Origin of the sequence: Micromonospora nigra (assembly GCF_900091585.1) — a bacterium.
GTDB lineage: Bacteria > Actinomycetota > Actinomycetes > Mycobacteriales > Micromonosporaceae > Micromonospora > Micromonospora nigra.
The window spans coordinates 2,414,342-2,429,057 of the sequence record NZ_FMHT01000003.1; the positions used below are offsets into that span (position 1 = coordinate 2,414,342).

General features: G+C 72.7%; 13 protein-coding genes and 1 tRNA gene. 5 read left to right on the forward strand and 9 right to left on the reverse strand.

The window, feature by feature from the left end; translation table 11 throughout:
• Window positions 1–230: 230 nt before the first annotated feature.
• Complete coding sequence (locus GA0070616_RS10265; RefSeq protein WP_091080002.1) at window positions 231–2,018, reverse strand: potassium channel family protein; 1,788 nt, start codon at window positions 2,016–2,018, stop codon at window positions 231–233.
• An 89-nt stretch (window positions 2,019–2,107) separates the two neighbouring features.
• Here GA0070616_RS10265 and GA0070616_RS10270 point away from each other — a divergent pair, with 89 nt between their 5' ends.
• The 3 genes from GA0070616_RS10270 (at window position 2,108) to GA0070616_RS10280 (ending at window position 5,230) form a co-directional block, all read left to right on the forward strand.
• Entirely contained in the window at window positions 2,108–2,602 is a 495-nt protein-coding gene (locus GA0070616_RS10270) for an MSMEG_6728 family protein (RefSeq protein WP_091080006.1), read from the forward strand.
• Between the two features lie 38 nt (window positions 2,603–2,640).
• On the forward strand, window positions 2,641–4,182 hold the full coding sequence (locus tag GA0070616_RS10275; protein ID WP_091080010.1) for an FAD-dependent oxidoreductase: 1,542 nt from the start codon (window positions 2,641–2,643) through the stop codon (window positions 4,180–4,182).
• Window positions 4,183–4,261: 79 nt separating this feature from the next.
• Entirely contained in the window at window positions 4,262–5,230 is a 969-nt protein-coding gene (locus tag GA0070616_RS10280) for a hypothetical protein (RefSeq protein WP_139128867.1), read from the forward strand.
• Window positions 5,231–5,266: 36 nt separating this feature from the next.
• Here GA0070616_RS10280 and GA0070616_RS10285 read toward each other — a convergent pair whose 3' ends face one another.
• Both GA0070616_RS10285 and GA0070616_RS10290 read right to left on the reverse strand, forming a co-directional pair.
• Window positions 5,267–6,037 (reverse strand): enoyl-CoA hydratase/isomerase family protein, encoded by a 771-nt coding sequence (locus GA0070616_RS10285; protein WP_091080017.1) that lies wholly within the window; start codon window positions 6,035–6,037, stop codon window positions 5,267–5,269.
• Between the two features lie 138 nt (window positions 6,038–6,175).
• Window positions 6,176–8,563 carry a M4 family metallopeptidase gene (locus tag GA0070616_RS10290; protein WP_175440027.1) on the reverse strand — a complete coding sequence of 796 codons (2,388 nt, stop codon included), beginning with the start codon at window positions 8,561–8,563 and terminating at the stop codon, window positions 6,176–6,178.
• A gap of 259 nt (window positions 8,564–8,822) precedes the next feature.
• Between GA0070616_RS10290 and GA0070616_RS10295 the strand changes: the two genes are divergently transcribed.
• A complete protein-coding gene (locus GA0070616_RS10295) occupies window positions 8,823–9,245 on the forward strand; it encodes a protealysin inhibitor emfourin (protein ID WP_175440028.1) in 423 nt (140 codons plus the stop codon).
• 66 nt (window positions 9,246–9,311) lie between these two features.
• On the opposite strand, the gene GA0070616_RS10300 is transcribed toward GA0070616_RS10295, so the two are convergent.
• From GA0070616_RS10300 to GA0070616_RS10315, 4 genes are all read right to left on the reverse strand, one after another.
• Window positions 9,312–9,725: an ASCH domain-containing protein gene (locus GA0070616_RS10300; RefSeq protein ID WP_091080029.1), complete on the reverse strand. Its 414-nt coding sequence runs from the start codon at window positions 9,723–9,725 to the stop codon at window positions 9,312–9,314.
• Window positions 9,726–9,774: 49 nt separating this feature from the next.
• Window positions 9,775–10,032: a VOC family protein gene (locus tag GA0070616_RS29305; RefSeq protein WP_342672299.1), complete on the reverse strand. Its 258-nt coding sequence runs from the start codon at window positions 10,030–10,032 to the stop codon at window positions 9,775–9,777.
• A complete protein-coding gene (locus tag GA0070616_RS29310; protein WP_342672300.1) occupies window positions 9,930–10,325 on the reverse strand; it encodes a VOC family protein in 396 nt (131 codons plus the stop codon). The genes GA0070616_RS29305 and GA0070616_RS29310 overlap by 103 nt, the downstream gene beginning before the upstream one ends.
• A 224-nt stretch (window positions 10,326–10,549) precedes the next feature.
• Window positions 10,550–10,626 (reverse strand) — tRNA-Thr (locus GA0070616_RS10315).
• A 325-nt stretch (window positions 10,627–10,951) separates the two neighbouring features.
• Between GA0070616_RS10315 and GA0070616_RS10320 the strand changes: the two genes are divergently transcribed.
• Window positions 10,952–12,043, forward strand: a complete 1,092-nt coding sequence (locus GA0070616_RS10320; protein WP_091080033.1) for an ABC transporter ATP-binding protein — start codon at window positions 10,952–10,954, stop codon at window positions 12,041–12,043.
• Window positions 12,044–12,149: 106 nt separating this feature from the next.
• Here GA0070616_RS10320 and rlmB read toward each other — a convergent pair whose 3' ends face one another.
• On the reverse strand, window positions 12,150–13,277 hold the full coding sequence (gene rlmB, locus GA0070616_RS10325; protein ID WP_091080037.1) for a 23S rRNA (guanosine(2251)-2'-O)-methyltransferase RlmB: 1,128 nt from the start codon (window positions 13,275–13,277) through the stop codon (window positions 12,150–12,152).
• Window positions 13,277–14,692 (reverse strand): cysteine--tRNA ligase, encoded by a 1,416-nt coding sequence (gene cysS, locus GA0070616_RS10330; RefSeq protein WP_091080041.1) that lies wholly within the window; start codon window positions 14,690–14,692, stop codon window positions 13,277–13,279. The genes rlmB and cysS overlap by 1 nt, the downstream gene beginning before the upstream one ends.
• Between the last annotated feature and the right edge of the window lie 24 nt (window positions 14,693–14,716).

Below are 14,716 nucleotides of genomic sequence, written 5' to 3' on the forward strand. Positions count from 1 at the left end.
TCTGGATGCATCAATGACTGCGGGATCGCACGATGCGCTCACTACGCAAGGTCACCTAGCCAGATAGATGCTAATCAATCAAATGACCTGCATCACGTTTGTTTGGGTGACTGGGCGTCTTTGGATGGTATCGGCCGAATTCTCCGATGGGGTGCGCCCCGACTGGTAAGGCACTCGCTCGACGCGTGCACCCCGCGTACGGGCTCACTCCCCGAACAGGAGTCGAGGATCTACTCCTCTGCCACGCGGGGCACCGGGGCCCCCGCCGCCGGGGCCGGCGCCGGGGGCGGGCCCGCCTCGCGGAGCAGGGCGTTCAGCCCGGCGCGGCGCGCCACCACGGTGAGGCGATCACCGGCGACGATCACCAGGCGGTCGTCGGGCGACCAGTCGCCGCGCTGCCCCGCGCGGGCGTGCGCCAGCAGCCGCACGCTGCCCGGCCGACGGACGGCGGCCAACGGGCGGCCGTCCAGCGCCGACCCGGCGGCCACGTGCACCTCGGTCACCAGCAGCGCGTGCCGGCCCACGGGGATGGTGGCGATCACCGCCCGGTCCAGCAGGGCGGCGGCGAACGCGGGCGCGGCGAGGTAGGACACGCTGCGCGAGGTGCCGATGCCGAAGGCCCGCTGGATCCGCTCGGCGAAGTCGCCGTCGAACAGCCGCAGCACCACCCGCAGCTCCTGGTCGAGGATCCGGGCGTTCAACGCCGTGCGTAGGTTCGCCCCGTCGTCGGTCGACACCACCACCAGCGCCTGGCAGGTGGCGACGGAGGCGGCCCGCAGGGTCTCCTCCAGCGCCGCGTCACCCACCACCAGCGGTACGCCCAGCCGCCGCGCCAGCCCTGCGCCCCGCGCGTCGGGATCCTTGTCGATCGCCACCACCTCGACGCCGAAGTCGTTGAGCTGCGCCATCACCCGCATCCCGATGTTGCCCAGCCCGACGACCACCACGTGCCCCGAGCGTTCCGGCAGGATGCGCCCGGTGTGCAGGGCCAGTCGGGCGTTCACCACCCCGTCGACCACCACCGCCGTGATCAGCGGGATCAGGGCCAGGCCGGCGAGGTTCAGCACCACCTGCATGATCTGCTCGCCGGTCGACTTGGCCACGTCCGGGTCCTGCCCGGTGAGCGTGGTGACCAGGGTCAGGTAGATCGCGTCGGCCCAGCCGACGTGCGCGGCCGTGCCGTACAGGCCGCCGAGCGCCCCGATCACGGCGAGCAGCACCAGCACCGCCACGCCGATCTTCCGGGTGGCGAAGCTGCGGACCGCCCGCAGCACCATCGCCACCGGACGCCGCCTGCGTCGGGCCCGGCGCAGGCGACGCGCGGCCAGCTCGGTGCCGGGTGGCCGGCCGGTGGCCTCGGCGAGCACCACGTCGGCGGAGCCCTCGTCGGCGGGCAGCACCAGTTCCTGCTGCGGATCGCGGGTGTCGGCGACCCCGCAGACGACCTCACCGGGTCTGACGTCCTCCCGGCGGGCCAGGTACAGGGTGCGCCCGGCGTGCCGGAAGTGGGTGGGGGCCACCTCACCGAGCGCGGCGGCCACGAACGCCGGGGCGGCCATCGAGGCGTCCGACAGCACCGCCGAGTCGGGGAAGATCTGCCGCACCCCGTTGGCCAGACCCGTGTTGAACATCCGCACCACCAGACGCAGCCCGGGCTCCACCTCCTGGGCACACAGCGCGGCCTGCATGTTGCCCACGTCGTCCTGGTGCAGCAGGGCCAACGCGTCGGCGCCGGCCAGCCCCGCCCGACGGAAGGTGCGCTCGTCGAGGCGGTCGGCCAGCACCACCTCGATGCCGTCGACGTCCCGCCCGTCGGGGCCGGACGAGGAACGACGCTCCGGCACGATCAGGGTGATCCGGGGACGTACGGCCCCGCCGGCGAGCAGCGACCGCAGCACCCAGTACGCGAGCGCGTCCTGCCCGCAGATCACGACGTGGGCCCGGGGGTCGCCGTTGGGGCGCAGCCGGCGGCCGGCACGCAAGGCCCGGTCGAGCAACGGCTCCGCCATGCGCCGCATGGTAGTCAACCGGTCGCCGGCCGCGCAGCCCCGCGATCAGCACCCGACCCGTCGGGCATGGCCCGTCGGGGGACGGGTAGAGCAGGCGCATGCAGACGTTCCTGCCGTACCCGGACTTCCTGGCCAGCGCCCGCGTGCTGGACCAGAAGCGGCTCGGCAAGCAGCGGGTGGAGACCATCCAGGTGCTGCGCGGGTTGACCCGCCCGACGTACGGCTGGCGCAATCATCCGGCGGTGAAGATGTGGGCCGGGTACGAGGAGGCACTGACCCGGTACGGGCTGGACATGTGCGCCGTGTGGTGCGAGCCGGGCCGGGCCGACACCTGCGCGGCCACCATGACCACCGACCTGGCCGCCGCATGCGACGTCGACCGGATCCGCACCCAGCCGGAGCTGGCCGCCGCCGGCGAACTGCCACCCTGGCTCGGCCGCGACGACCTGCACCGCAGCCACCGCTCGTCGCTGCTGCGCAAGGACCCGGAGCACTACCGGCCCCTGTTCGGCGACGACGAGCCGACCGACCTGGACTACGTCTGGCCCGCCTCCGATCGTGAACGGCGCTGCCTGCTGCCGGTCGACGACTGACAGGGCAGACTGGAGGCTCCCGGTCGAAGAAGGTGCACATGGCGCTGTCGCAGGTGGTGGGTCGGCTCATCGGCGTACGCGAGCACGAGGTGGACCCCGGCGGTGGGGGTGCCCCCCGCGTGCCGCGCCCGGTCGGGGCCGTGGTCGTCGGCGGCGGGATCGCCGGGATGTCGGCGGCCGTGGTGCTCGCCGAGCGCGGCGTCGACGTGACCGTGCTGGAGGCCGCGTCCACCCTCGGCGGCCGGCTCGGCGCCTGGCCGGAGGTTCTGGCGGACGGCACCCGACAGCACAACGAGCACGGCTTCCACGCGTTCTTCCGGCAGTACTACAACTGGCGGTCGGTGCTGCGCCGCGTCGACCCCGGCCTGGGTTTCCTCAGGCCGGTCCCCGGCTATCCGATCCTGTCCGCCGACTGGCCGACGGAGGAGTTCGGCAGGCTGCCCCCGGCCCCACCCGCGAACCTGCTGGCGCTGCTGGCCCGCAGCCCCAGCCTGCGCCTGGGCGACCTGCGCGGAATGGACCGCGACGCCGCCCTGCCGCTGCTCACCTACCACCCGGAGCGCACCTACGCCGAGTTCGACGACGTCACCGCCGACGAACTGCTCACCTCGCTGCGGCTGCCCGACCGGGCCCGGGCGATGCTGTTCGAGGTCTTCTCACACTCGTTCTTCAACCACGAGGCGGAGATGTCGGCCGCCGAGATGATCGCCCAGTTCCACTTCTATCTGCTGGGTAACCCGGAGGGGCTGGCCTTCGACTGTCCCGACGACGACTACGCCACCACCATCTGGGAGCCGTTGACCCGCTACCTGGAGAAGCACGGCGGCCGGGTCGTCACCGCCGCCACCGCCACGGCCCTGCGCCGCAACGGCGACGGCTGGCGGGTGGTCACCGCCGACGGGTCGTACGCGGCCCGGCACGTGGTGCTCGCCGTGGATCCGCCCGCGCTCGCCGCGCTGGTCGCGGCCTCGCCCGGACTCGCCGAGGCCGCCCCCGAACTGGCGGCGCGGATGCCCGCGTTCGGTCGGCCCGGCCCGCCGTACGCGGTGGTCCGCCTCTGGTGCGACGGGGACGTCGACGCCGACCGGGCCGTGTTCAGCGGGGTGTCCCGGCAACCCACCCTGGACTCGGTGACGCTCTACCACCGGTTGGAGAACTCCTCCCGCCGCTGGGCCGGGCGCACCGGCGGTTCCGTGGTGGAGCTGCACGCGTACGCCTGCGACCCCGGCGTGTCCGCCGAGGAGCTGGCCGAGCGGATGCGCGCCGAGCTGTGCACGCTCTGGCCGGAGGCGGCGAAACTGCGGGTACGCGAGCTGCGCGCCCGGGTCGAGGCCCAGGCCCCGGCGTTCACTCCCGGCAGCCACGCCCGGCGACCCGGGGTACGCACCGACGCCGACGGGCTCTACCTGGCCGGCGACGGCATCCGCACGCAGTTCCCCAGCGCGCTGATGGAACGCTCGGCGGCGACCGGCATCATCGCGGCGAACCACATCCTGCGGGCCGAGGGCGGGGCGGCGGAGCCCGTGCGTTCGATCCGTCCGACCGGCCTGCTCGCCCGACGCTCGACGGCGCGCCGCTGAGCGACCGCGCTGCCGCCCGCCCGGGTTTGGCCTGCCGTGGTTCCCTGTCCGGGACGGGACGGTGGCACAGGAGGAAGCCGTGGCACGAAGGACGAACCTTCCAGCATCGAGCCCGGTGGACCAGTGGGAGGCGCTCGTCCTCGACGTCGAACGGCCCGCCCGCCCCGCGTTGCGGATGGAGGTGGCCGGCCGTGGGCTGCTCGTGCTGCGTCAGGCCGACAGGGTCGTGCTGATGGCCGAGGTCGACGAGGGTCGGTTCGGCGTCGAGTACGCGCTGACCGGTCAGTTCCGCCCGCCGGTTCCTCCCCTGCGCAGCTCGCACGTGGCAGCCCTCGGCAGCGGACCGGGCAGTGCATGGCAGGCGAGATGGGCTCACCACGTCGCCACCGCGCTGATCGGGGCTCCCGGTGGGCCACTGCACACCGGCCGCTGGGTGATCAGCGCCGGGGCCGACCACCTGCCACCGACGTGCTGGCCGCGCGATGCGGCGCGACGGTGGACGCAGCTCCTGCTTCCCCAGGATCAGGGTTCGATCGACTGGTTCGCCTCGACCGGGGCCGGGCGGGTCCTGCCGCTGCGCCGGCTGCCGGGCCCTGACGACGGGCGGGTCAGGTCGTACCGGAAACAGGCCCGGGAGGGGATCCTCGCTCCGGTCCTGCTGTGGTGGATCAGCGGTCTGGACTGCCATGTGGTGCTGGACGGCCACGCCCGGCTCGTCGCAGCCCTCGCCGAGCACCAGGAACCGCCGCTGCTGGCGCTCTCGACGGTGTGCCGGCGGCAGGTGGCGCGCGACACCGAAGCCGCGGTGCACCACTACGCGGCGACCGCCGACGTCATGCGGCGGCAGGTGGCCGCGGGCACCCCCGGAGCGGTGCAGGCGCTCGTCGCCGTCAACCGCCGGTTCGCCCGCGACCTACGGCGTGTCGAGGCCGGTCACGGGGCCACCCGGGCCTGGCCGTTGCGGGGCGGTACGACGACCTGGAACGACCTGGCCAGAGCCCACGTGGCCGACTGGTATGCAGAGGTCGCCACCGCCGACGAGCCGTGAATCCACGACCTCGCACCACGCCGAGCCGCCGCGTGGTCAGCGGACCGGCGGGGCCCAACCGAACCGGGGCGGGCGACGCTCGGCGAACGCGGTGACGCCCTCCCGGGCCTCGCCGCTGGCCCGGACCTGCCCGTGCCACCAGGCGACCCGGTCGTCGTCGGCGCGGCCGTCGACGATCTCCTTCGCGGCGGCGACCGTGAGTTGGGAGCGTTCGCCGATCGCGGCGGTGATCGCCGCGACCCGGTCCGCCAGGCCGTCGCCCGGCAGCACCTCGTCGACGAGGCCGACCCGCAGCGCCCGCTCGGCGTCGACCAGTTCGCTCGTGAACAGCAGGAACTTCGCGGTGGACGGCCCGACCAGCCGAGCCAGCCGCCGGGTGGTCGGCGCCGGGTAGACCAGCCCGAGCCGGGCCGGCGGGACACCGAAACGGGCGTCGTCGGCGGCGAGGCGCAGGTCGCAGGCCACGGCGAGCTGACAGCCGCCGCCCACGCAGGCCCCGCGGATCGCGGCCACCGTCGGCTTGGCGAAGGCCGCCAGCCGGTCCTCCGCCGCCACGGCGATGCTGGCGTCCCCGGCGTCGAGCAGCTCGTCCAGGTCGCCGAGGTCCGCGCCGGCGCAGAAGGTGCCGCCCGCTCCGGTGAGCACGACCGACCGCACCGCCGGGTCGCCCTCCAGGCCGTCGAGGAGCACCGGCAGCTGCCGCCACATGCCGGGGGTCATGGCGTTGCGGCGCGCCGGGTGGTGGATCGTCACCGTCGCGACCGTGCCGGTCACCTCGACGGTCAGCTCCGCGTCCGACACCGCCACCACTCCTTCCGTCCCGTCGGGCAGCCTGCTCCGGTGAGCCACCGCCCCGTCCACCGGCGGGTGCCGGCCCGGCGACCATAACGGCGCGGGCCCGGCGACCACCCGGGTGGGGTGGCCGCCGGGCCCGGCGGCGTCACGTCAGGAGACGGCCACCGCCGTGTCGTCGACCACGAAGGACGTCTGCAGGGAGGAGTCCTCGGTGCCGGCGAACTTCACGGTCACGGTCTGCCCGGCGTACGTGGCCAGCGAGAAGGTGCGCTGGGCGTAGCCGGGGGCGGCGTCCAGGTTCGAGTACGTGGCCAGGGTCGCCAACACCGTCCCGGAGGAGCTGACCACCTGCACCTTGAGCGTGTCGTACGCGGTGCCGGTGCTGGTCTCGGCGGTGTCGACGTGCAACCAGAAGCGGAACGTGTAGGTGGTGCAGCCGGTGGGCAGGCTCACCGGCTGGGTGAGGGTGTCGACCCGGGAGGTGCCGTAGCCGTTCAGCCAGGCGCTCCAGCTTCCGCTGCGGGCGGGTTGGGCGGTGTGCTGCCCGACGACCCCGAAGGTCTGCGCCCAGCCGGTCGCGCCGGACTCGAAGCCCGGGTTGCCGAGCTTCTGCCCGGGGCTGGTGCAGGTCCCGCCGGAGCCGTTCACGGTCAGCGTGTACGTCGCCGAGCGGGTGGTTCCGCCCGCCGTGCCGTTGACGGTTACGTGGTAGACGCCGGGCGGGGTGGCCGGGCTGGTGCTCAGGGTCAACGTGGACGAGGCACCCGAGGTGACCGTGGCCGGGGTGAAGGAGGCGGTCGCCCCGGCGGGCAGGCCGGTCGCCGACAGCGTCACGGTCTGCGGGGAGCCGTTGGTGGTGGCCGTGGACACCGTGGTCGTGGCGGCACCGCCCGGGTTCACGGCGCCGGCCGTGGGCGACAGGGTCACCGAGAAGTGGCTGCTGGTGCCGCAGGCGACGTCGGTGCCGGCGACGTTCACCGAGGTCCACGCCGCCTGCACGGCCCGGTACTCGGTGGAGCAGGCACCGTAGAGGTCGGTGGCGGCCCGCAGGGTGTACGCCCGCGCGGTGTTCGCCGGGTTGGCGGAGTCGACGTACGACGTGGTGGAGGTGAAGTAGACGTCCAGCGCCCGCCACCAGATCCTCTCGGCCTTCACCCGCCCGATCTTGGTGACGCCCGGGGCGGAACCGCACGGCGTCGAGGTGCCGTAGGGGGTGCTGCCGGTGCCCTCGGCCAGGTTGAAGAAGAAGTGGTTGGCCACGCCGGACGAGTAGTGCACGTCGGCGAACCTGGTGCTCGGCGACCAGCAGTTGTCGCTGGCGCCGTCCAGCGCCGGGTTGTGCATGTAGCGCAGCGGCGTACCGTCGCCGTTGATGTTGATCTTCTCGCCGATCAGGTAGTCGCCCGGGTCGGCGGCGTTGGCCGCGTGGAACTCCACGGCGGTGCCGAAGATGTCGCTGGTGGCCTCGTTCAGGCCACCGCTCTCGCCGGAGTAGACGAGCCCGCCCGGCACCACGTTGTCGGTGACGCCGTGGGCCATCTCGTGCCCGGCGATGTCCAGCGACACCAGCGGGTTGGCGTTGTCCACGCCGTCGCCGTAGGTCATCCGGGAGCCGTCCCAGAAGGCGTTCGAGTAGTTCTGGCCGTAGTGCACCCGGCTGGGCACGCCCCGCCCGTCACCGAAGACACCGTGGCGGCCGTGGACGTCCCTGAAGTAGGCGAACGTGACGGCGGCACCGTAGTGGGCGTCGACCGCGGCCCGCTGACGCGCGTCGGTGCCGCCCCACCTGTTGTCGGTGTCGGTGACGATGGTGCAGCCGGCCGTGCCGTTGTTCATGTCGCAGGTGGAGCCGTTGCCGTGCGACGGGTCGATCAGCTGGTAGGTGGTCGCCGCCAGCGTCGTGTCGAGGGCGACGGTGCCGCCGTAGACGCCGGTGCCGGTGCCGGCGATCGCCTCGATCTCGTCGTACGCACCGATGAGCGTGCCCGTGGTGGCGTCGGAGATGACGTGGAACCGCGACGGGGTCTGACCGTCGGGCTGCCAGCCGGTGATCACGGTCTCCCAGGCCAGCCGGCCCGTGCCGGAGCTGGCGTCGACGATCAGTTCCGGAGTGCCCACCTTCGTGATCGTCCCGGCGAACTCGGCCCGGGCGGCCCGCTTCGCGACGGTCGCCCTGACCTTCGCCGTGGTGCCGAGGGTGAGCGGGGCGGTCAGGCCGACGGAGGAGCCGGCGAAGCCGCCGTCGGCTCCGGTGTGGATGACGAAGTCGCCGCCGAGCACCCGCAGCCCCCGGTACGTTCGCGTGTAGCGGGTGTGGCCCGCGCCGTTCGCGTCCACCCTGGTGCTGTGCACCTGGTAGCTCTCGGCGTCGGTCCCCTGCACGGCCCCGGGGTTGGTCCGCAGCACGGTCGCCGCGCGGGCGGCCGGGGAGTCCGGCGCGGGGGCGGCGAGGGGTGTGGCGGGTGCCGCGGAGGCGACGCCGGTCACCAGGCCACTGGCGAGCAGGGCGGCACCGACGGCGGCCAGGGGTCTTTTCACATGCCCTCCTGAACGGGGGATGGCGTGCCCGGAACGGTCACGCCGACTGCGAGGATGGAACGAGACGGGGGCGGCGCGGCGACGGCCGGCCCCGCGCGGGTGCCGAGGGCGAGGTGGGAACGGGATGGTCGTGCCGGGCGTCCGAGCGGGCATGAGATCAGCCTCGAAGACCGGTGTCAAGATCGCGCTTGCGGCGCTGCTCCTGACGGGATGCTCAGCGACGGAACCGACGGGGACGATACCGGAGGAGGATGCTTCCGTGGGGGCGACCGTCCCCGCGTCCACGACGGCTGCATCCACGCCCACGCCGGAAGTACCCACGCCCACGCCCACGTCGGGCACCCCGCTGGTGGTGCTCTCCCGATCCGGCGGCATCGCGGGTCGGGGCGACACCGTGACGGTGCACCCGGACGGCCGGTGGATCGCCGTGGACCGCGCCGGGACGACCCGCACGGGCACCCTGGACGCCGCCGAGCTGGACCGGCTGCGCCGGCTGGTCGCCGATCCCGAGCTGGCGGCCGAGGCGACCCGGTCGCCGGGCCCGACGGCGTGCCGGGACGCGTTCGACTACCGGCTTACCGTCGGGAGGACGGAGTCACACTGGTCGGACTGCCCCGTCGACTCCTACCGGCCGAGGGTGACCGCCGAGGTGGTCGAGCTGCTGGTGAGGGCCACCGGCTGAGTCACGGACAGGTCGCCGCCTCGGCCGGGGCCGGTCGTGTCTACGCCGCCGCCGGAGCTGACGGTGTCAGAGGCGCTCGACCACCCGGAACCGCTCCAACACGGCGTACGTGTCGTCGTCCACGGTGAACTCCGGGTCACCCAGGTACGCCCGGAACTCGGACCCGTGCCAGAAGCCCTCGTGCCCGGCCCGCCACCGGGCCACCGAGGCGTACCCCTCACCCTCGTCCCGGGCGTGCGCCAGGTCGACGTCGGCGAGCCGGACGACCCGCACCCCGGTCACCTCGATCACCGCGACCGGTCGGTCGTCCGAGTCGACCACCACCGACCGCGCGCCCGCCACGGGCAGCGGGTCGCCGTCGCGCTCGTACTCGATCAGCAGCCCGGTGGTGGACGTCTTGGCACCGGACAGGATCGCGGCGACCAGTTGGTCCCGCAACGGGCCGGGGAAGGCGAACTCGGCCTTCGGCAGGTCGGACATGAGCGCGACGTTAGCCCGGATGCCCGCCCCGGCACAGACCGTCAGAGGGTCAACTCCGGGGGTGGATCTGGCCGATCCGGATCCGGTTGCCGAACGGGTCACGGATGCCGAAGTCGATCCCGTACGGTCGCTCGGTCGGCTCGTCGACGACGTCGACGCCCTTGGCGACCAGGTCGTCGTACGCCTTCTGGGCGTCGCCGGTGGTCAGGCAGAGCCATCCGCTGAGCGCGCCCTTGGTGAGAAGTTCGCGGACCTGCTCGGCGGTCTCCGGGTCCAGGGCCGGCGGGCCCGGCTTCTCCAGCAGGATCTCGCGGCTGCGGTCGCCGGGGACGCTGACCTCAACCAGCGCATGAAGCCGAGATCCTGGTCGGTGTTCACCTCGAAGCCCAGCTTGCCGACGTAGAAGTCGAGGGCCTCGTCCTGGTCGAGGACGTAGAGGGCGGAGTGGGTGATCGCGTTGATCGTCATGCCCAGGACGCTACGGCCGGCCCGGCCGGGGCTGCTTATCCAAATCTGCTGGCCTGGTCCACGCCTTCGTGAAGCACGTCGGCACCGGTGCCGGCACGGGCGACCGTCGGCGATCTGCACCAGCAGGTGCATCGCCCGCTCCACCCTCCGGCGTTGCAGGTAGCGGTGCGGGGTCTCGCCGAAGGTGGCGCGGAAGGTGCGGATGAAGTGCGCCTCGGACGTGCGCGATGCGGGCCAGGGCCGGGATGTCCAGCCGTTCGGCGTACGCACGGTCCATGGCGTCCCGGGCGCGCAGCATCGCCCGGTTGGACTGCTCCACCGCGTGACCCATTCACCCTCGGGACGTCCGATTCATATGGAGCCCCCGGCCGGGATCGAACCGGCGACATCTCGCTTACAAGGCGAGTGCTCTGGCCAGCTGAGCTACAGGGGCGGGTGTGACGTGGTCAGCATAGCGACTGACGTCCGGATTTCCCGCTCGGCAGGGGTCCCGAGCACGGGAAACGTCCACATCTCGCACTGACGTGAGGCGATTGATGTCCGCCCGTGCCCGAGTGACCGGAATGCGTATGCCGTCCGTCCCATCCAGTGTTCTCCTTCTTGGCACGGCGGCTCCAGCCGTTTACGGTGCAGTGACACGGACGACATCCGGCCCGCCCGGCCGTCGCCCGTGGCGCCGGCACGGGCATCCGCGCCGGTCGCTCCTTCACTCGGATCGTCCGGCACGTTCCTGCCGGTGAAAGGAAGCGCACCCCCTCATGGCTACGGTCACCTACGCCAAGGCGTCCCGGGTCTACCCCGGCACCGAGCGCCCGGCGGTCAACCAGCTCGACCTCCAGATCGGCGACGGCGAGTTCCTCGTCCTCGTCGGCCCCTCCGGTTGCGGCAAGTCCACCAGCCTGCGCATGCTCGCCGGCCTGGAGGACGTCGACGACGGCGCGATCTACATCGACGACCGGGACGTCACCCACCTGCCGCCGAAGGCCCGCGACATCGCGATGGTCTTCCAGAACTACGCCCTCTACCCGCACATGTCGGTGTACGAGAACATGGCGTTCGCGCTGAAGCTGCGCAAGACCCCCAAGTCGGAGATCGACCGGCGGGTCAAGGAGGCGGCGACCCTCCTCCAGTTGGAGGAGTACCTCAGCCGCAAGCCCAAGGCGCTCTCCGGCGGTCAGCGCCAGCGGGTCGCGATGGGGCGGGCCATCGTCCGGGAGCCGCAGGTCTTCCTCATGGACGAGCCGCTGTCGAACCTCGACGCGAAGCTGCGGGTGCAGACCCGTACCCAGATCGCCTCGCTGCAGGCCAAGCTCGGCATCACCACCGTCTACGTGACCCACGACCAGGTCGAGGCCATGACCATGGGCCACCGGGTCGCGGTCATGCTCGACGGCGTCCTCCAGCAGGTGGACACCCCCCGGACGCTCTACGACACCCCGTCCAACGTCTTCGTCGCCGGCTTCATCGGCTCCCCCGCGATGAACATCAAGACCGTTCCGCTGACCGAGCGGGGCGCGGCGTTCGCCGAGATGTCCATCCCGCTGACCCGCGAGCAGACCGAGGCGGCCCGCGCCGAGGGCGGTAACGACAAGGTTACCGTGGGCTTCCGTCCGGAGGACTGCGACATCGTCGGCCCGTCCGAGGGCGGCATGCCCGTCGTGGTCGAGCTGGTCGAGGACCTGGGTTCCGACGCCAACATCTACGGCCACGCCGCGCTGGAGGGCTCGTCGGAGCGGTTCGTGGTGCGCACCGACCGGCGCACCATGCCGAGAATGGGTGACACCGTCTTCGTCCGGCCGCAGCCGGGCCAGAGCCACGTGTTCAACGCCGCCAGCGGCAAGCGGATCTGACGTACGACGGAAGGGGCGGCCCGCCACGGCGGACCGCCCCTTCCGGATGTCTCAGACTCGCCGTGGCACGGGAACCCGAGCCGCCTGGGCACAGGGTCGCCCTGACTCAGCCCTCGACGGCCCGACGCCGGGCCACCTCCGCGAGGGTCACCGCGGCGGCCACGCTCGCGTTGAGCGACTCCACCTCGGAGACCATCGGAATGCTGACGGTCAGGTCGCAGGTCTCGCCGACCAGACGCGACAGCCCCCGCCCCTCGGAGCCGACCACCACGACCAGCGGGCCGACGGCGGCCTCCAGGTCGTACAGCTCGGTGTCGCCGTCGGCGTCCAGGCCGACCACCACGAAACCCGCGTCCCGGCATGCCTTCAACGACCGGGTCAGGTTGGTCACCTGGGCGACGGGCACCCGGGCGGCCGCGCCGGCACTGGTCCGCCAGGCGGTCGCCGTGATCCCGGCGGCCCGCCGCTCCGGTACGAAGACCCCCTGCGCACCGAACGCGGCGGCCGACCGGATCACCGCACCCAGGTTGCGCGGATCGGTGACCCCGTCCAGCGCCACCAGCAGCGGGGCGCTCTGCTCCAGTGCGGCGGCGAGCAGGTCCTCGAACGGCTCGTAGGCGAACGGCGGCACCTGGAGGCCGACACCCTGGTGCAGCACGCCGCCGGTCATCCGGTCCAGCTCGGCCCGGCTGATCTCCAGGATGGCGATGCCCCGGTCGGCGGCCGTCCGGACGATCTCGTTGACCCGGTCGTCCATGTCGATGCCCTGGGCGGTGTAGAGCGCGGTCGCGGGCACCGCGGCCCGCAGCGACTCCAGGACCGGGTTGCGCCCCACCAGCAGCTCCGGCGTGTCCCTGGCCGGGTTGGACTTGCGGCCCGGCGCCACCCGGGGGCCTCCCCGGCCGGCGGCCGGCCTGCCGCGACCGCCACCCGCGCTCCGGGCCGGAACCGCCCCCTTGGTGCCCTTGCCCCAGGTGGTGTCCTTGGTGCCCGGCTTACCGATCTTGGGGCTCCGCCCCTCCTCGGCGGCGGCGCGGCGCTCCTTGTCCTGCTTCCAGGCCGTGCGCTGGGGCAACTTCTCGGTGCCCGAGTACGCCTTGTGCCACGGCCGCTCGTCGGCGGGCAACGTCCTGCCCCGGCCGGTGAGGGAGTCCTTGTTCTTGCCACCGGAGCCCTTCGGGGCACCCGCCTTCGGCGTCAGTCGCCGGCCACGGCGCTGCGAGTTGCCGGCCATCAGTCCTGCTCTCCAATAGTCCAACGGGGGCCCTGGGGGGTGTCCTCGACCACCACGCCGGCCTGCTTGAGCTGGTCACGCACCGTGTCGGCGGCGGCCCAGTCCTTGCGGCTGCGGGCCTGCGCGCGCTGCTCCAGGGCCAGCGCGATCAGGGAGTCCACCACGCCGCGCAGGTCGCTCGCGCGGCTGCCACCCGTCCAGGCCGGGTCGTGGGGGTCGACCCCGAGGATATCCAGCATGGCGCGGACGGAGCCGAGCGCCGTGCGGACGGTCACATCGTCGTTGCCGGTCAGCGCGGTGTTGCCGTCGCGCAGCACCTCGTGCAGCACGGCCAGCGCGGCGGAGGTGTTCAGGTCGTCGTCCATCGCGGCGGCGAACGCCGCCGGCAGTTCACCGAGCTGGCCGGCGCCCACCCGCTCGGCGGCCCGCTGCACGAACCCCTCGATCCGCCGGTACGCCACCGCCGCCTCGCGCAGCGCGTCCTCGGAGTAGTCGATGCGCGAACGGTAGTGCGCGGCGGCGTAGTAGTAGCGCAGCTCCACCGGCCGCACGCCGAGGGAGGCCACGTAGTCGAGGTCGAGGGCGTTCCCCAGCGACTTGCCCATCTTCGCCCCGCCGATGCTGAGCAGCCCGTGGTGCACCCAGTAGCGGGCGAACGGCAGGCCGGCGGCCTGCGACTGGGCGACCTCGTTCTCGTGGTGCGGGAAGGTCAGGTCGAGCCCGCCGCCGTGGATGTCGAACTCCGCGCCCAGATACCGCCGGCACATCGCCGAGCACTCGATGTGCCAGCCGGGACGACCCCGGCCCCACGGCGACGGCCAGTACGCGTCGGCCGGCTCGTCAGGCTTGACGCCCTTCCACAGCGCGAAGTCGCGCGGGTCGCGTTTACCCCGGTCGGGGGCGTCCCCGGCGGACTGCATGTCGTCGGGCGACTGGTTCGACAGGGCCCCGTACGCCGGCCAGGAACGCACGTCGAAGTACACGTCGCCGGAGCCGTCGGTGGCCGGGTAGGCGTGCCCGCCGGCGATCAGCTTCGCGATCAGCTCGTGCATCTCCGGGATGTGACCGGTGGCCCGCGGCTCGTACGTGGGCGGCAGCACGTTCAACGCCCGGTACGCCTCGGCGAGCCGCAGCTCGTTGGCGTACGCGATCGACCAGAACGGCCGCCCCTGCTCCTGCGCCTTCACCAGGATCTTGTCGTCGATGTCGGTCACGTTGCGGATGAAGGTGACCTCGTTCTCGGCGGCGAGCAACCAACGACGCAGCACGTCGTAGTTCACACCCGAGCGAAGGTGACCGATGTGCGGCGGTGCCTGGAGGGTGAGACCACACAGGTAGACCCCCACCTTGCCGGCTTCCCGCGGGACGAAGTCCCGCACCGATCGGGTGGCGGTGTCATACAGGCGTAGCGTCACCGTACAAGGGTAGCCGTCCGCGCT

Excerpts from the sequence above, each read along its gene's own strand:
- GA0070616_RS10265 (WP_091080002.1), bottom strand. The coding sequence starts at position 2,018 with ATGCGGCGCATGGCGGAGCCGTTGCTCGACCGGGCCTTGCGTGCCGGC.
- GA0070616_RS10270 (WP_091080006.1), top strand. The coding sequence starts at position 2,108 with ATGCAGACGTTCCTGCCGTACCCGGACTTCCTGGCCAGCGCCCGCGTG.
- GA0070616_RS10275 (WP_091080010.1), top strand. The coding sequence starts at position 2,641 with ATGGCGCTGTCGCAGGTGGTGGGTCGGCTCATCGGCGTACGCGAGCAC.
- GA0070616_RS10300 (WP_091080029.1), bottom strand. The coding sequence starts at position 9,725 with ATGTCCGACCTGCCGAAGGCCGAGTTCGCCTTCCCCGGCCCGTTGCGG.
- GA0070616_RS29310 (WP_342672300.1), bottom strand. The coding sequence starts at position 10,325 with ATGCACCTGCTGGTGCAGATCGCCGACGGTCGCCCGTGCCGGCACCGG.
- GA0070616_RS10320 (WP_091080033.1), top strand. The coding sequence starts at position 10,952 with ATGGCTACGGTCACCTACGCCAAGGCGTCCCGGGTCTACCCCGGCACC.
- rlmB (WP_091080037.1), bottom strand. The coding sequence starts at position 13,277 with ATGGCCGGCAACTCGCAGCGCCGTGGCCGGCGACTGACGCCGAAGGCG.